General features: G+C 63.6%; 14 protein-coding genes. 7 read left to right on the top strand and 7 right to left on the bottom strand.

Features of this window, described 5'->3' with window-relative positions:
* Positions 1-242: 242 nt before the first annotated feature.
* The 4 genes from P2T60_RS15305 to P2T60_RS15290 all read left to right on the top strand — a co-directional run bounded on the left by P2T60_RS15305 (position 243) and on the right by P2T60_RS15290 (position 4,567).
* Positions 243-584, top strand: coding sequence for a DUF7130 family rubredoxin-like protein (locus P2T60_RS15305; RefSeq protein ID WP_276280107.1), 342 nt, complete (start codon positions 243-245; stop codon positions 582-584).
* A gap of 157 nt (positions 585-741) precedes the next feature.
* The gene (locus tag P2T60_RS15300) at positions 742-2,289 is read left to right on the top strand and encodes an ArnT family glycosyltransferase (RefSeq protein WP_276280106.1); all 1,548 of its coding nucleotides are present in this window, start codon (positions 742-744) and stop codon (positions 2,287-2,289) included.
* Between the two features lie 237 nt (positions 2,290-2,526).
* Positions 2,527-3,426 (top strand): ketopantoate reductase family protein, encoded by a 900-nt coding sequence (locus P2T60_RS15295; protein ID WP_276280105.1) that lies wholly within the window; start codon positions 2,527-2,529, stop codon positions 3,424-3,426.
* A gap of 115 nt (positions 3,427-3,541) precedes the next feature.
* Positions 3,542-4,567 carry a lysylphosphatidylglycerol synthase transmembrane domain-containing protein gene (locus tag P2T60_RS15290; RefSeq protein WP_276280104.1) on the top strand — a complete coding sequence of 342 codons (1,026 nt, stop codon included), beginning with the start codon at positions 3,542-3,544 and terminating at the stop codon, positions 4,565-4,567.
* 48 nt (positions 4,568-4,615) lie between these two features.
* On the opposite strand, the gene P2T60_RS15285 is transcribed toward P2T60_RS15290, so the two are convergent.
* The 3 genes from P2T60_RS15285 to P2T60_RS15275 all read right to left on the bottom strand — a co-directional run bounded on the left by P2T60_RS15285 (position 4,616) and on the right by P2T60_RS15275 (position 7,474).
* The gene (locus tag P2T60_RS15285) at positions 4,616-6,151 is read right to left on the bottom strand and encodes a sulfatase (protein ID WP_276280103.1); all 1,536 of its coding nucleotides are present in this window, start codon (positions 6,149-6,151) and stop codon (positions 4,616-4,618) included.
* A 94-nt stretch (positions 6,152-6,245) separates the two neighbouring features.
* On the bottom strand, positions 6,246-6,608 hold the full coding sequence (locus P2T60_RS15280; RefSeq protein ID WP_276280102.1) for a NifU family protein: 363 nt from the start codon (positions 6,606-6,608) through the stop codon (positions 6,246-6,248).
* Positions 6,609-6,754: 146 nt separating this feature from the next.
* The gene (locus P2T60_RS15275) at positions 6,755-7,474 is read right to left on the bottom strand and encodes an SDR family NAD(P)-dependent oxidoreductase (RefSeq protein WP_276280101.1); all 720 of its coding nucleotides are present in this window, start codon (positions 7,472-7,474) and stop codon (positions 6,755-6,757) included.
* A gap of 180 nt (positions 7,475-7,654) precedes the next feature.
* On the opposite strand from P2T60_RS15275, the gene P2T60_RS15270 reads away from it, so the two are divergent.
* Positions 7,655-8,713 carry a Gfo/Idh/MocA family protein gene (locus P2T60_RS15270; protein ID WP_276280100.1) on the top strand — a complete coding sequence of 353 codons (1,059 nt, stop codon included), beginning with the start codon at positions 7,655-7,657 and terminating at the stop codon, positions 8,711-8,713.
* A 24-nt stretch (positions 8,714-8,737) separates the two neighbouring features.
* Here P2T60_RS15270 and P2T60_RS15265 read toward each other — a convergent pair whose 3' ends face one another.
* Positions 8,738-10,624 carry an ABC transporter ATP-binding protein gene (locus P2T60_RS15265; RefSeq protein WP_276280099.1) on the bottom strand — a complete coding sequence of 629 codons (1,887 nt, stop codon included), beginning with the start codon at positions 10,622-10,624 and terminating at the stop codon, positions 8,738-8,740.
* Positions 10,621-12,474, bottom strand: coding sequence for an ABC transporter ATP-binding protein (locus P2T60_RS15260; protein WP_276280098.1), 1,854 nt, complete (start codon positions 12,472-12,474; stop codon positions 10,621-10,623). Before P2T60_RS15260 ends, P2T60_RS15265 begins: the two co-directional genes overlap by 4 nt.
* Before the next feature lie 158 nt (positions 12,475-12,632).
* Here P2T60_RS15260 and P2T60_RS15255 point away from each other — a divergent pair, with 158 nt between their 5' ends.
* Complete coding sequence (locus P2T60_RS15255) at positions 12,633-13,088, top strand: hypothetical protein (RefSeq protein ID WP_276280097.1); 456 nt, start codon at positions 12,633-12,635, stop codon at positions 13,086-13,088.
* Positions 13,085-14,116: a glycosyltransferase gene (locus P2T60_RS15250; protein ID WP_276280096.1), complete on the top strand. Its 1,032-nt coding sequence runs from the start codon at positions 13,085-13,087 to the stop codon at positions 14,114-14,116. Before P2T60_RS15255 ends, P2T60_RS15250 begins: the two co-directional genes overlap by 4 nt.
* Before the next feature lie 174 nt (positions 14,117-14,290).
* On the opposite strand, the gene P2T60_RS15245 is transcribed toward P2T60_RS15250, so the two are convergent.
* Together P2T60_RS15245 and P2T60_RS15240 are read right to left on the bottom strand one after the other, a co-directional pair.
* Positions 14,291-14,761 carry a hypothetical protein gene (locus P2T60_RS15245; RefSeq protein WP_276280095.1) on the bottom strand — a complete coding sequence of 157 codons (471 nt, stop codon included), beginning with the start codon at positions 14,759-14,761 and terminating at the stop codon, positions 14,291-14,293.
* Positions 14,762-14,855: 94 nt separating this feature from the next.
* A complete protein-coding gene (locus P2T60_RS15240) occupies positions 14,856-15,431 on the bottom strand; it encodes a hypothetical protein (protein WP_276280094.1) in 576 nt (191 codons plus the stop codon).
* Between the last annotated feature and the right edge of the window lie 211 nt (positions 15,432-15,642).

Here is a 15,642-nt window from a genome sequence, read left to right as displayed (position 1 = left end):
GGCGAATTTCCGAGCGCGGCAAAACGTTCACGAAAAACGCGGCGTCACCGCCTCAGCCCCGCGCCCACGGCGCGGGGCTTCGACGGTTCCTTGGTCCGCTCGGTCGGTCGCTTCGCTCCCTCGCTCGCGGTGGAGTTACCTACTCACTGCACCGCCACTGCATCGAACCGCCGGTACTCACTGCACCCTCCTCGCCCGAATCGGCGACGGGCTTTATCACTCACGACGCCGTATACTTGGGCATGAGTGGACATGGGGAGCAACCGGTGGAAGACGACGGCGACGTGGAAGCGGCAGAGAAGACGCTGGAAGTCGATTTCGGCCAAACCGTCTACGACGAGGACGGCGAGGAACTCGGCCGGATTCGGGGACTCGACAAAGGGGGCTTTTTCGTCTCGACCCGGCAAGGCGTCGAGAGCATGAGCGTCGAACACTCCCGCGCGGGCCACGAGTTCGGCGAGGGCGAACTGATGTGGCGGTGTACCAACTGCGGCGAGATGGGCGAGATAGACGAGGGCATCCCCGACGAGTGCCCCAACTGCGGCGAACCCAAGGAAGCCCTGATGTACTGGACCGAGGACTGACTGCGCTCCCGGCGCGGACGGCCGACGACCGACCGCGCCGAGGACCGAACCGACGACCGACCGGCTATTTTCCGAACTCGTCGCGTCCGCCAGTCGTGACGAGCGTCGTAACACTACAATTATGTGGTAGTGATTTCAGAACAAAATCGAAGCTCGAATGAAACCACTCAAGCGTCATCTTCCTTACCTCGCTCCCGCCGTCGTCGCGTCGTTGCTCGTCTCCGGCGGGCACCTCCTCGCCTACGAGTACCCGACGCTGACTGCCGGTCTCTTCAACGAGATGGCGAACCAACTCGCCGCGAACGGGTACGTGATTCCGCGGACCATTCACGGATACACGGCGGACGGTCTGCCGTTCGCCTATCCGCCGCTGATGTTCTATCTGCTGGCGTTCGTCCGCGAGACGCTCGGGATGGGACCGCTGGCGGCGAGTCGGATTCTGCCGCAGGTGTACGCCACGGCGTACGTCGTCCCGTTCTATCTGCTGGCGTACGAACTACTCGACTCCCGACGCCAAGCGGCGGTTGCGGCCGTCATCGGTGCCACCTCGCCCGAGGTGTTCAAGTGGCACGTCTCGTCGGGCGGCGTCGTCAGGGCGGGCGCGTACGCCTTCGCGCTCGCCGGACTCTACGTCGGCGTCCGCCTCTTCCGGGAGCGCCGACGCCGGTACGCGCTCGCGGGTGCCCTCCTGTTCGGACTCACCCTGCTGAGTCACGTCCGGTACGCCCTCTTTTTCGGCGCGAGTTACGTCGCCTTCTGGGCGGGGTTGGACCGAACCCGGCGCGGGTTCCTGCTCGCGGCGTCCGTCGCTGGCGGCGGGTTCCTCGTCGCCGCGCCGTGGCTAGCCACCGTCGTCTCTCGGTTCGGAATTACGCCGTTCCTCAACGCCTCGGGGACTCACGGCGGTCTGGCCTCGCTGTCGGCGGGCGCGGCGCGACTCCTGATGGTGGTCCCGCCGCGGACGGAACTGCTCCCGCTCTGGCACGTCCTGTTCATCTTCGGAGCGGTCCTGCTGGTCGCCCGCCGGGAGTGGTTCCTCCCGGCGTGGTACGGGTCGCTGGCGCTCGTGACCCACAAGTCCCAGTTCCTGTTCGTGGTCGTGGCGCTTGTCTGCGCGCGGGTCCTCGTCGCCGACTTGGTTCCGCTCGTTCGCCGGAATCTCGAACTCGAACTCCGAGTTCCCGACCGGGCAGTCTCGTTCGCGGTCGTCGCGCTACTGCTCTCCTACAGCGTCGGCGCGGGCGCGATGTTCGCCACGAACTACCCGGTCAGTCAGTACCAGACCGTCTTCGGCGCGGACAACCGGATGCCGAGTCACCTCGGCGACGGGGACATCGAGGCGACGGAGTGGATTCGCTCGGAGACCCGTCCGGACGCGACGTTCGTCTCGGTGGGCGAGCGAACCGCCGAGTGGCTTCCGCTCCTCTCGGACCGCACGCTCCTGATAGGCTACTGGGGCGTCGAGTGGGTGGGCGCGGACGAGTGGAAACGACAGAAGGCGCGGTACTTCTCGCTCAACGTCTGCGAGAACGCGACCTGTCTCTCCGAGCAGATGGACGAGGCGAACGTCACGCCCGACTACCTCTATCTTCACACCGACGGCCAACCGCCCGCGAAGGTCCGGTCGGTCAGAGCGTCCGCAGAGTTCGAAGTCGTGTTCGACAACGACGACGTACTCGTCGCGGAGTACCGACCCGAGGGCTGAGTGGTGAGAGTACGCGGGGTTGACATCGTGGTGTAGTACGTCGAAATGGAACGACGGCAACCGCCAAGGGGAGCGGCGTGAGGTAGACTGACTTCGCAGTTTAACGCTCGTGGTCTCGTCAGAGGCTTTTCCCCTTGGAGGTGGTTCGCTGGTACCGATCCCTACTATTTTCCTCTCGTATTTAAAGCCGTTCGTGAGACGCCCCGACTTTTCTACCCCCGGTTCCAAGGGACCGACATGGAAGTCGTCGTGTTCGGCGCGGGGAGTCTCGGGAGTCTCGCGGGCGGTCTGCTCGCGCGCGACCACGCGGTCACGCTGGTCGGGCGCGACCCGCACGTCGCGGCCGTGCGCGAGTCCGGTCTCCGGGTCGGCGGCGAGTTCGACTTCTCGGTCCGCCCCGACGCGACGACCGACGGGTCCGACCTTTCGGCCGACCTCGCCGTGGTGACGGTCAAGGCGTTCGACACCGACGAGGCGGCCCGGACGCTCGCTACCGGCCGGTTCGACGCCGCGCTCTCGCTCCAGAACGGGATGGGAAACGAGGACGCTCTGGCCGACCACCTCGACTGTCCCGTCCTCGCGGGGACCGCGACCTACGGCGCGGTCCGCCCCGAACCGGGCGCAGTCGCGTGTACCGGCGTGGGCGAGGTTGTCCTCGGCCCGCGGGCGGGCGGCACCTCCGAGACTGCCGACGCGGTAGGCCGGGCCTTCCGCACGGCCGGAATCGAGACCACCGTCGCCGACGACATGCCACGCCGCCTCTGGGAGAAGTTGGCGGTCAACGCGGGAATCAACGCGACGACGGCGCTCGCCCGCGTCGAGAACGGCGCGTTGCTGGACGGTCCCGCCCGCGAAGTCGCCGCCGACGCCGCCCGCGAGACGGCACGGGTCGCCCGCGCCGAGGGTGTCGAACTCGCCGACGACGCGGCGGTCGGAGCCGTCGAGCGAGTCGCCGACGCCACGGCCGCGAACACCTCTTCGATGCGACAGGACGTGCTGGACGGGAGGCGCACCGAAGTAGAAGCCATCAACGGCTATCTTTGCTCGCGCGCACGCGAACGTAACGTTACTGCACCGGTCAACCGGACCTTAACGAATTTGCTCCGGGCTTGGGAAATCGACCGTCCGCAGGATTGAACTGCTCTGACGACGCTGATAGACGCCAAGACATGCCCACGCGCCGACCGTCTCACCCGTGCGTATCGACTGGAGATTCCGACATACTGATTAGTGCAGAAAGCAAGCAAAGCCTATGAACGGCGCGCAGTTGCGAACTACAGTTCTGGGGTTTCTCGGGACGTTTGCGATTCTGGGCGTCCTCCTGTATCTGGTCGGCGTCGAGGGGTTCGTAGAACAACTCCGGAAGGCCGACGGCGAGATAGTCGCGCTCGTCGTGGTGATTACGCTCGGGTGGCTCGCCGCGTGGGGGTTCGGTCTCCGGACCGTCCTCGACGTACTCGGCGTGGACGTGTCGTTCGCCAAGTCCTTTTTCATCCTGAACGGCGCGATGTTCTCGAACAACGTCACGCCCTTCGGACAGGCGGGCGGCGAACCCGTGACGGCACTGCTCATCTCGAAGGTGGCCGACACCGAGTACGAACGCGGACTGGCGGCTATCGCCAGCGTCGATTCGCTCAACTTCGTCCCGTCCATCGTGTTGGCGCTCGGCGGGGCGGGATTCTACGCGACCCAGACCTCGTTCGGTCGTCGCCTCCGACTCGCTACCGCGGCCATCGTCGTCCTCTCGGTGGCCGTTCCGTTCGCCGGGTTCTTCGGGTGGCGAAACCGGAAGGCGCTCCGGAGCGCCATCGCTCGTGCGCTCGCGCCGATACTCCGACTCGTGACCCGAGTCGCGCCCGTGGACGTGGCGCTCAGCCGTGAGACCCTCGAATCGCGGGTCGCCGAGTTCTTCGACTCGATAGAGCGCGTGGCGACCAACCGGCGCGGCCTGACCCTCGCGCTCGCCGCCTCGACTGCGGGGTGGATATGCCAGATGGTCGCGCTGTGGCTCGCGTTCGTGGCTATCGGCTCTCCGGTCCCGTTCGCCGTCCTCCTTTTCGTCGTCCCGGTCGGCGCTATCGCTGGCGTCACGCCGCTTCCCGGCGGCGCGGGCGGTATCGAAGCGGTGCTGGTCGGACTCCTCTCCAGTCTCCCCGGCGCGGGCGTCGGATGGGAGACTGCCTTCGCCGCCGTGGTCATCTTCCGGGGCGCTATCTACTGGGTTCCGGTCGCAATCGGCGGCGGCGTCGTGAGCGTGGTCGGCGTCGATTCCGTCTAAAAGAGCGAAGCGTCGTTCCGACGCGGCGACTCGTCACGAGTCGCCGCGTCAATCGATGTAGCCGAGGTCCTGCAAGCGGTCTTTCGCGTCGTCGCTCATGTCGTCTAACACGTCGTCGTCCTCGACTTCCTTCCACTCGCCGCCGACGCTCGCTTCGAACTCCGAGAGCGCGCCTTCGAGTTCGACTTCCTCGTCGCTCGCCTCGCCGTATGCGTCGTCGGTCTCTCCGGGGTCCGAGTCGAGGTGGTAGAACTCGTCGGTGATACGCTCGTTGCGGACGTACTTGGCGTCGGGTCGGCGCGCCGCCCGCATCCGCGAGTAGAACCGCGAGTTCGTGTCGAGTTCGATACCGGCGTCACTGGCCTTCTGCTCTAACTGCTTCAACTCCACGACCGGCCGGTAGTACTCCACGAAGGCGTAGTCGCCGTCGCCCGGATGGCTACCGGGCGACTTCGAGGCGCTCGACGCCTCGCTCTCGGCGAAGTCTCGGTAGTCGGCGTCCAGAAGCGAGCGCTTTCGGTCCAAGGGTACCGTCGAACGCTCGGCGGAGACGCCGGTGTGGTCCAGCACGGTGTGGTAGAGGTCCACGAGTTCGACCTGCTGGTCCTCGCGCGTGCCCGACTCCATCTCGGGGTGTTTGACCATCAGCGGGACGTTCACGAGGGGGTCGTAGATGCAGAACTCGTGGCCGTACAGGTCGTGTTCGCCGTGGAGTTCGCCGTGGTCGGCGCAGACGACGACCATGGTGTCTTCCCACTCGTCGTTCTCCTGCATCCACGAAAAGAGGCGCTGGAGTTCGGCGTCGATGTGGCGAATTTCGGCGTCGTAGAGGCCTTCGATGTCCTCCCACTCGTCGTCGGAGATGTCGCGCGCCCCGCAGTTGTACTCCTTGGAGTTCTGGCACACCTCGGTCGAATCGACGCCGGGCGCGAACTCCCGTTTGTACTCCTCAGGCGGGTGGTAGGGCAGGTGAGCGTCCATCAGGTTGATGAACGCGAAGTAGTCGTCGTCGGCGTCCTCGATGAACTCCATCGTCCGGTCGATGACCTGCGGCGTTTTCGAGTCGGCACCCTCGCCCGAGGCCGTGTACTCGTGAATCTTGTTGCCGACCGACACCAACCAGTCGGCGACCTTCCGGAGCGACTCGTTGTCGTTCATCGCCTTCCACGCCTTCGCCAGCGGTCCCGACAGCAGGTCGCCGGGCATCACCTCGAAGAAGTTGTCTTGGTCGTCGAAACCGTCGGTGAGGTGGGTGTAGGGCGTAATCCACGCGTTCGAGGAGTAACACGCCGTCTCGTAGCCTTCCTCCGAGAGCGACTCGGCGAGCGTCGTCGCGCCTTCCAGATACGGATTCTCCTGACTCGCGCCGTGTTCGCTCGGGTACATCCCGGTGAACAGCGAGGCGTGAACTGGGAGCGTCCACGGTGCGGGGGAGACTGCCTGTTCGAAGACGGCCGCCTCCTCAGCGAACCGCTCCAGACCCGGCGTCGTCGGCCGGTCGTAGCCATAGACGGATAGGTGGCTCTTGCGAACCGTGTCCATGACCACAAAGACGACGTTCCCCGCATCGGCGTCGTTGGTCATACCAGTACCGTCCAATCCCCGACGGGATAAATATCCTGATGTTAGCCGCGTTCTATGGGAAGAATTGCGTCGTTTCGAGACGAGAAATCCGGACTTAGAACGGGGCCTGCGGACCCTCGTCGTCTTCGCCGCCGTCGTCGCTCGTCTCGCCGGGGAACGAGGGACTCATGCCGCCGCCGTGACCGCCACCGCCGTCCATTCCGGTGTCGGCGTGGACCGTCTCGATTTCGGGGATTTCCTTGACCATTCGGCTCTTGATGGCCTGAATCGTCATCGGCGAGATGCCACAACCACTGCACGCCCCGCCCAACTGGATGTGTACCTCTCCGGTCTCGCGGTCGATGTTCTGGATGGCCGCGCTCCCGCCGTGCATCTGAATCTGGGGGAAGTTGCGCCGCAGGAAGTTGCTGACGCGCTCCTCTAGGTCGTCCCCGTCGTCCTGAGTCTCGGTACTCATACGCCGAGATTGGGTTCGGGAAGTCTTAGGCCTTTGGTTCAACAGGTCACTACCGCCTAACTCGCGGACCGAACCGGATTCTATATAGCGAAATAGAATTTACTACTACTCTCGGCCGGAGCGTCTCCACTCGGCGGAGACGCTCCCTACCAAGCGAGTTTCTCGCCGGTCCGCGCGAGGAACTCCCCGGTTTCTCCGGGCGAGAGGTCTTCTATCAACTCGTAGAGTTCGTCCGCGGCGTCGTCGGGGTCGTCGGGCGCGGTCGGACCGCCGATGTCGGTCCGCAGGTGTCCGGGGTCCACCGCGGTCACGACGATTCTGTCGCTCCGCAACTCGTTCGCCAGCGCCCGCGTTATCATGTTCAGCGCCGCTTTGCTCGCGGCGTAACTGTAGTTGCCGGGCGTCTCCTTCCGGGTAATCGACCCGCTGTCCGACGAGACGTTGACGACGCGCGGGTAGTCCGACCGAACCAGCAACTCCCGGAACGTCTGGACGACGAGCAACGGCGCAATCGAGTTGACGCGGAACATCTCGGCCATCTCGTCGCCGTCTAGGGACCCGAGCGAAACGTGGGCTTGGGGGTTCCCCGACGTTCCGGCGTTGATTCCGGCGTTGTTGAGGAGTACGTCGAGCGAGTCAGTCTCGTGTTCCACGAGTTGGCGCGCCCGGTATCGGTCGTGGTCGCTCGTCACGTCGAACCGAATCGGGACGACCAACTTCGGCCGTTGCTCGCGCAGGGCCTGTAGTCTGTCCCGGTCCGACGCGTTCCTCGCACACGCGAAGACGCGCCATCCCGCTTCCGAGAAAGTGCGGGCGAGCGCCAACCCCAACCCGCGTGCGGCACCGGTAATCAGTACGTCGTTCATAGCCAATTTAGAGCCAATTCGTCTTTTTTAATTTATCGGTATCGGAGAATCGAACGCGCCCCGTCTCTGCTTTGGAATTTACGGCGTCACGCTTGCTTCGTCGAGGGTCCGGAATTCCTCAGTTTTTAGAACCGAATACTCTAAAAGGATTTAAGTCCGCGGGATAGAAGAAAACTCGGTATGGCCGTACAAGTTGCAGTCGTCGGTTTGGGACGGATGGGTCAGCAACACGCTATCGGATACAGCAAGATGGACGGCGTTTCGCTCGTCGCTGGCGTGGACGTGGACGCCTCCGCGCGCGAACAGTTCGAGAGCGAGTTCCGAGCGCCCGCCTACGAATCGGTGGAGGAGGTCGTAGACGACCTGCCCATCGACGCGGTGTCTATCGTCACTCCCCACACCGCTCACTTCGAACAGGCGTTGACCACGCTCGAAGCGGGCGTGGCGACGTTCGTGGAGAAACCCCTGACCGTGGACCCCGACAAGGCGGAGAAACTGGTCGAAGCCGCTAACGAACAGGAGTGTCCGCTCGGCGTCGGCTATCAGCGTCGGTACGTCTCGCCGGTTCAAGAGACCAAGCGTCGTCTCATGTCGGGCGACATCGGCGTCCCGCGGATGGTGAGTTGCCACCTCGCGCAGAATTGGCTCGCAACCAGCGCCGAGTCGTGGCGGACCGACCCCGAGCTGTCCGGCGGCGGACTCGTCTTCGACACCGGGTCGCACATGCTCGAAAAGCTCCTGTGGTTGCTTGAAGGCACGCCGACGCAGGTGGCGGTCACTGCCGACGACCGGGGGGAGTCGATAGACGTGAACACCGCGCTCTCGATGCAAATCGAGACGGGCGACCAAATCGTGACGGTGAGCGCCGGAGTCTGCGGCGAGAGTACCGACCTCTCGTCGGACGAACATCTCTCCATCTGGGGCAGTCGCGGACGCCTCCAGTACGAGTCCGACCGGCGCGCCGAGTCCGTCTCGTCGCTTCGCATCGTCCGCGACGGACGCCCGACGTACGAAACGTCCTTCGAGGGCGTCTCCTCGGACAACCCCACCATGTCGAAACTCCGTGACTTCGTGGAAGCGACGGTTTCGGGGACGCAACCGACGATTTCCGGCGAAGTCGGCGTGGTCCTCGCGGAACTCCGCGCCGCGATTCGGGAGTCGTGGGAGGAGGGGACTACCGTAGACGTGGCCTCGCGACTCGACGACCGCGAACACGTCACGAACCCCTTCGAGGAGTAGCCTCGTCCCGGCGGTTCCCGCGTCTCAGTCGTCGGTCGTGGCCTCGCCGAGCGACGACAGCGCGTCGAGATTGCCGACCTGCACGTTCCAGAGGGTCGCGTAGGTCCCGTCGCGTTCGACCAGTCGCTCGTGAGTCCCTCGCTCGGCGATACTGCCGTCTTCGAGGACCAGAATCTCGTCGGCACCCCGGACCGTCGAGAGTCTGTGGGCGATGATGAACGTCGTCCGGTCTTCGGTGAGTTCGTCGAGTTTCTCCTGAAGCACTAACTCCGTCTCGTTGTCCACGTGACTGGTTGCCTCGTCGAAGACGAGGATTGGCGGGTCGTCAACGATTGCGCGAGCGATGGCGAGACGCTGGCGCTGGCCGCCCGACAGCGAGGTTCCTCGGTCCCCGACCTGCGTCTCGTACCCGTCGGGCAGTTCCGTGACGAACCTGTGGGCTCCGGCGGTCTTTGCGGCCGCTTCGATTCGCTCGTCGGGCACGTCCGAGGTGTCCGAGGCGTCGGACGCGCCGTACGCGATGTTGTCCCGAATCGTCCCGTCGAAGAGGTAGGCGTCCTGATTCACGTACCCGATGGCGTCTCGGAGGTCCTCCAGCGAGACGTTCCGAACGTCCTGTCCGTCGATAGTGATTCGACCGTCGTCCACCTCGTGGAACCGCAACAGGCACTTGACCAGCGTCGATTTGCCCGCGCCCGTCGACCCGACGAGACCGATAGTCTCCTCGGACTCGGCGGCGAAACTGATGCCGTCGAAGACTCGCTGTTCGGTCCCCGGATAGCCGAACTCGACGTTCTCGAACTCGACCCGGCCGCCGTCGATTACCAACTCGTCGCCCGAGTCGCCTTCGAGTCGCCCGTCGATGCTCGTGAGACCGTCTATTCGCTTCGCGGACGCTTTCGCCGACTTGTAGCCGTCGATGACCCCGCTCAGGTTCTTCAGCGGGAGGGTCAACCGCTCCATGTAGAACAGAAACGGCACGAGTTGCCCGGCGGTCAGCGTCCCGGAAAAGAAAAGCGGTGGTTCCACGACAATCCAGTAGATGCCGAGCGAGAGCGTCGCCACCAACCAGACGCCCATGATGAGGCGGTTGGCCGGACTCTGTTGGACCGCCCGCCGCCGACTCCCGAGGCGCGCGTCGAAGTAGTCGAGCGACGCGTCTTCGACGCGCTTGCGCTCGTGTTCCTCCGCCGTGAACGACTTGATAACGTCGATGCCGCTCAGGTTCGTTTCGAGGCGGGCGTTCAGCGCCCCGCGCTCGGTCCGAACCTCGTCTTTGAGCGGTTCGAGTCGGCGCGAGAACCAGTAGTTGACGCCAGCGACGACCGGCGCGGAAGCGAGGACGAGTAGCGCGAGTTGCCAGTTTAACGCCGACATGTAGACGAACGCGCTGACGACCGTCATCGAAATCCAGATTGCGGCGCTCAGAACCGTATTGAGGAACCCGTCGAGTTCGTTCACGTCGTCGTTCAGGACGCTGATGATGTTGCCCGTCCGATTCTCCTCGAAGAAACCGAGTTCGAGTCGCTGGGCGGTGTCGAACTTGGCGACCCGAATCTGGTGGAGTATCCGCTGTGTGAAGACGCCGAACCCGTACTGGGCGACGAACAGCGTGAGGTTCGTGAGGACGTTCAGGCCGAACATCAGTCCGGTGATGAACGCCAGCAACGGGAGGGGTTCGGACGGGACCCACGCCGAGGGCAACAGCGGAATCGCGAACTCCCGGCCGTTGAACAGCGCGTCGATTCCGAGACCGATGAGGAACACGTCCGCGAAACTCAGGAACGTAGAGACTGTTCGGGCGAGGACGGCGGCCACCAAGTGGTGAATCTCGGACGCGCCGAACTCGCGCACCAACCCGACGAGCGGGTACTCGCGGTCGGACATCCCGCCGAGCGTCTCGTCGGTCATCGGTTCACCTCCCGCGGGTCGCCCATCCGGGTCGCCGCAATCTCGCCGGTCTGGATGCGCCAGAGTTTCGCGTAAGTCCCGTCGCGTTCGACCAGCCGCTCGTGGGTTCCCTCCTCCACGAGTCGGCCGTCGTCCATCACCAAGATGCGGTCGGCGCTCCGGACCGTCGAGAGGCGGTGGGCGATGGCGAACACCGTTCGGTCCTCGGACATCGATAGCAGACTCCGCTGAATCTCGACTTCCGTCTCGTTGTCCACGTGACTGGTCGCCTCGTCGAAGACGAGGATTGGCGGGTCGTCAACGATTGCGCGAGCGATGGCGAGACGCTGGCGCTGACCGCCCGAGAGGGTCGCGCCGCGTTCGCCTATCTGGGTGTCGTAGCCGTCGTCCAACTGCTGGACGAACTCGTGGGCACCGGCGCGCTTGGCGGCCGTGACAACCTCCTCGTGGGACACGGACGGGGTGGCGTACGCGACGTTCTCCCGGACCGTGCCGTGGAAGAGGAAGGGGTCTTGGCTGACGTAGCCGATTCGGTCTCTGAGGCTCGCGGCGTCCACGTCGGTCACGTCCGTTCCGTCGATGCTGACGGTGCCCGAGTCGGCGTCGTAGAACCGGAACAGAAGCTTCATCAGCGTCGATTTTCCCGCGCCGGTCGAACCGACGATGCCGACGAACTCCCCGTCGTCGGTGGCGAACGACACGTCTTCGAGCGTCCGGTCTTCGGCTCCGGGGTACGAAAAGCAAACCTCGTCGTACTTGACGCGCCCACGGGTCACGGTCAACGCTTCGGCGTCGCCGTCACCTTCTTCGAGTCGGTCGGTGTTTCGCAGAATCTCCACGACGCGCTTGCTCGACGCTCGCGCGCTCTCGTACTTGTTTATCACTTCGACGGCGAGACGCCGCGTCGGGTCCAGAAACGAGAAGGTGTACATGATGAACGTCAGCAACGTCCCGGGCGACAGGCTCTCGGTGAAGAACGCGGGCGGTCCCGACAGAATCCAGTGGCCGCCGACGTAGAACAGGCCCCAGATGCCGACGGCGGCGACGAACCACGAGACGCGATTGTAGACGATTCGAAGCCGGATGGCCGACCACTTCGCGGACTTGTACCCCTCCGAGACGTTCGAGACGCGGGCGCGCTCTTTGGGTTCGCGCGTGAACGCCTTGACCGTACTCAGTCCCTCGATAGCGTCCCGGAAGCGGCCTTTCATCGTGCCGATTGTCTCCCGAATCGCGTCGTGGTGGGGTTCCAACAGCGAAGCGTACACCCGGCCGAGCGCCGCGATGACGAACGGCAAGACGGCGATGACGAGCGCCAGATTCCAGTTCAACAGGAGCATGGCGGCGAACGCGCTGACGATGCCGCCGCCGTAGAGAACGCCATCGCGCACTCCCGCGAACAGGTCGCTGAGGTTGTCCACGTCGTCGGCTAAGACGCTCAGCACGTCGCCTTTCTCTCGCTCGTCGTAGAAACTCATCGAGAGTCCGGTCGCGGTGGCGTAGGTCGTCGTCCGAATCTCGTGGAGCGTTTCGAGCGTCGATTTCTCGTAGACGAGTTGCCCGTACCACTTCAGCGCGCTCTCGGCGACGATAGCGATTCCGAGCGTTCCGACGGTCAGGAGTGCCTGCTCCTCGGTGGACGACGGAACCCACGACGAGGGGACCAGCGGAAGCGCGTAGGTCCCTCTGTCGAGGAGGAGGGAGTCGAGCGCGACCCCGATAATCAGCGCGGGAACGCGCTGGAAGAAAAGCGCGAGTACGAGGAGGCCGATTCCGACCCCGAACTGCTTCCATCGCGTCTCGACGAACCTGTTCAACAGATAAGCGATAGGTCTCTCGTGGGCGCTCATGACTCGAATCGACTCGGACGACACCGGCGGGTTCGGCCTGCGACTCGACGGCTCGGCGTCCGAACCCCGAACGGTAACACGATAACAAGGCAATTCTATTCGCACTTCTAACTTACGAATCGTAGGCGTTATGTGGCTTGGTTAAAATCCGGAGATACATGGATAGAGCAGTCGTAATTCTCGGTTCGGAACCCAGTTCGTCCCTCGAAGACCGACTCGGGGTGTCTCGGGCCGACGAACTCTATCGTCGGATGCTATCGGGTCTCGTGGACGAACACGGCGACGAACCGTACGACCTGTTCGTCCACTTCGCCGACGAGGGGTCGGCGCTTGACGCCGCCGAGTACGACGACGCGGCGGTCCTCGAATCGGCCCGCGAGGTACTCGATGTCGCGGAGGATGTCGTCTTGATTTCCGGTCGGTCGCTGGTCGATAGCCGGAAAGTCCAGCAGGTCTTCGAGCAACTCGACCGAGTGACCGCAATCTCGAGTTTCTCGCCGCGGGACGCGCCCGCTCTTCTCGGCGTCCGGGGAACCCCGGACGCCTCTCGTCGGAGGAAGTCGTCGCTCGATTCGCCGACGGCGACCCGATACGGCCGCCCGTTGAGGACGTGACGACCATCCCGTCGGAACCGTTGGCCGACGACGTGCGCGACCTGCCCGCGATTTACACGTGGAGTTTCCACTCCGAGGCGTTCGCCGACGTTCGGTCGATGGTCGCCGAGTACGAGCGACCGGTCTCGCTGTCCGTGGTGAACTCGACGTACAAGCGCCCCGACCAGACCGCCGAGATGGTCGATTCCATTCGGGAGTCGGTCGAACGGTTCTATCGGCGGTATCCCGAGGACCACATCGAGTTCGAATGTCTCGTCTGCTGTCCGGCCGACGACCGCGAGACGGTGCGGCGACTCCGGTCGATGGACTGGGACCCACTGCGCGTCCTCACGACGGACGCGGTGACGATAACCGGGAAACGGGACGCGGGCATCGAGGCGGCGGAAAACGAGTACATCGTCAGTATCGACTCCGACTGCGTTGCCGAGGACAACTGGGTCGAATCCATACATCGGTCCATCAAGAAACACTGGTTTCCGGGCGCGATACAGGGTGCCTACTACTTGGACTACCCGCCCGACAGGAACTGGTACACCAGATACGAGAGCAATCGGGACAAGTCCCGATTTCGGGCGGGGCAGGCCGACAGTCGGAATCTCGTCTACCGGAAGGACGTGTACGAGAGCATCGGCGGTTTCAACACCGAATCGCGCTACGCGGACGTGGCCGAAGACAACCTGTTGCGCAAGCGAATCACCGACCTCGGTGCCGGTTTCGTGATGGACCGCACCATCCGGGTCCGCCATCGCTATCCGGTGACGCTCGCGGACAATCTGAAGCGATTCCAGTACTTCGGGACGGGCGACCACTACGTCAAGGAGTACTCGGAGGAGGCGTATCGGAACCACTACACTCCGTGGGTGAAGTGGCGGCAACTGCTCTCGAAGCGGCCGACGCTCGGGGAACTGAACTCGTCTGAAGGAGTGTCGTTGCGCCGGTGGGCGTTCCGGTTCCTGCAACTGTGTGCGTACACGCTGGGGTACCTCCAAGGTCTCTACATCTACAACAAAGAGAAAATCAGCGCGTAAACCCGTCTCCGACGGGAAGTCTAGCACTCGAATCGACCGGACTGCGAGTTCTTCGATGCCCGAACCTGCGACCCTGACGGCACTGCTCGTGCAGCGGTGAGAAATTACGAACGCCCGCTAGAGCGCGGGCCTTCGCTTTCTACGCTTCGGAATCTGCCGCTCCGACCCGCGTCTCTAGGCGTCGTCGGCCTTCGACCAGTCGGCGGTCGCGGCGCGCACGGTCTCGGGTTCGTCGTCGGTCTTCGACCAGTCGGCGGTCGCGGCGCGAACCGTCTCAGGGTCGTCGTCGGCCTTCGACCAGTCGGCGGTCGCGGCGCGAACCGTCTCAGGGTCGTCGGCCTTCGACCAGTCGGCGGTCGCGGCGCGAACCGTCTCAGGGTCGTCGTCGGTCTTCGACCAGTCGGCGGTCGCGGCGCGCACGGTCTTCTCGTCGTCCGAACCCGTCTTCGCCCAGTCGGTGGCGGCGCGGGTCGTGTCCGGGTCGTCGGACTTCAGGGAGGTGTTCGAGAACGGCGAATCGTTCAGGGTGGTCTCTTCTTCGGATTCCAGAGACGTGTTCGAGAAATCCGCATTGCTCATCGTCTTGTCTTCAAGCTCGTCGTTCGTGAAGTCGAACTTCCAGTCCGGGCTTTCTTTCGAACTCATTGCGAAAGATAGTAATTCACATGCATATAAAAAAGTTTTCCTTGCTATATTTATATTATAGCACTAGAAATCAATAATAGGCCTACCAGCGCCGCTACTCGTCACTCTCCCAGATGCAGAAACCGGGGAGCGCGTCGGCCCTCGATTGACGGCCTCGCTCTCGTTGGCCCATGAGTTGGTCACGGCTTCCGACGAAGAGGTCGAGGTATCTCACTTCCCGGTTCTCGAACTCCTCGTGGTTTCTGAAGAACCCCTTCTGTGCGCTCTTCCGTATCGTCTCTCTGGCGCACTCGGGCAACTGCTCCCACGCTTCCGTGACGCTACAGTTCCACCGCTTCGGACCTGCCAACCTGTCGTCCCACTTCTCGGGACCGTGTTCGGTGGGCACGCCTTTGGGCGTCGGTTCGCTCGGTTCGGCGATGAGCATGTTCGTCGCGGCCTGCGAGAACTCCCAATCCGAGACGGCCACGTACACGTCGAGGTCGCTCCACTCGAACTTGTTCGTGTCGATTTCCTTACCCGGATTCGTGAAACTCCCGATTAGCCAGATACTTTCGGTCCTAGAGAGGAGTTCGTCGGTCACGACTTCCGAGACTATCATCTCCGTGAACTCGTCCAAATCGACGAGTGGTGCCCGCTCCCGAAACACCGCTCTTGCAACGTCGCTCATAGTTCGTCGTAGTAGTCACATCTTTCTTAGCTCGAATAAATACTTAACGGTGGCTAGAACTAAAATTAGAAATGACTGACTCGGGACCAACCGGCGAAACTCACCGAACGTCGGCGAATCGGCTTGGAGACTTAACTACGGCCGCGCCGATTCACTCACAGTAGAGACTTCCGATTCATATATTATAGGGGAAAAACATTAATGCCGGACT

This window comes from Halorussus caseinilyticus (assembly GCF_029338395.1).
Taxonomy (GTDB): domain Archaea; phylum Halobacteriota; class Halobacteria; order Halobacteriales; family Haladaptataceae; genus Halorussus; species Halorussus caseinilyticus.
Note: the sequence above shows the minus strand (reverse complement) of the source record. Positions and strands in the feature narration are given on the sequence as shown.

Bases quoted from the DNA above. Each gene is read 5' to 3' on its own strand.
- P2T60_RS15305 (WP_276280107.1), top strand. From the start codon at position 243: ATGAGTGGACATGGGGAGCAACCGGTGGAAGACGACGGCGACGTGGAA.
- P2T60_RS15300 (WP_276280106.1), top strand. From the start codon at position 742: ATGAAACCACTCAAGCGTCATCTTCCTTACCTCGCTCCCGCCGTCGTC.
- P2T60_RS15295 (WP_276280105.1), top strand. From the start codon at position 2,527: ATGGAAGTCGTCGTGTTCGGCGCGGGGAGTCTCGGGAGTCTCGCGGGC.
- P2T60_RS15290 (WP_276280104.1), top strand. From the start codon at position 3,542: ATGAACGGCGCGCAGTTGCGAACTACAGTTCTGGGGTTTCTCGGGACG.
- P2T60_RS15285 (WP_276280103.1), bottom strand. From the start codon at position 6,151: ATGACCAACGACGCCGATGCGGGGAACGTCGTCTTTGTGGTCATGGAC.
- P2T60_RS15280 (WP_276280102.1), bottom strand. From the start codon at position 6,608: ATGAGTACCGAGACTCAGGACGACGGGGACGACCTAGAGGAGCGCGTC.
- P2T60_RS15275 (WP_276280101.1), bottom strand. From the start codon at position 7,474: ATGAACGACGTACTGATTACCGGTGCCGCACGCGGGTTGGGGTTGGCG.
- P2T60_RS15270 (WP_276280100.1), top strand. From the start codon at position 7,655: ATGGCCGTACAAGTTGCAGTCGTCGGTTTGGGACGGATGGGTCAGCAA.
- P2T60_RS15265 (WP_276280099.1), bottom strand. From the start codon at position 10,624: ATGACCGACGAGACGCTCGGCGGGATGTCCGACCGCGAGTACCCGCTC.
- P2T60_RS15260 (WP_276280098.1), bottom strand. From the start codon at position 12,474: ATGAGCGCCCACGAGAGACCTATCGCTTATCTGTTGAACAGGTTCGTC.
- P2T60_RS15255 (WP_276280097.1), top strand. From the start codon at position 12,633: ATGGATAGAGCAGTCGTAATTCTCGGTTCGGAACCCAGTTCGTCCCTC.
- P2T60_RS15245 (WP_276280095.1), bottom strand. From the start codon at position 14,761: ATGAGTTCGAAAGAAAGCCCGGACTGGAAGTTCGACTTCACGAACGAC.
- P2T60_RS15240 (WP_276280094.1), bottom strand. From the start codon at position 15,431: ATGAGCGACGTTGCAAGAGCGGTGTTTCGGGAGCGGGCACCACTCGTC.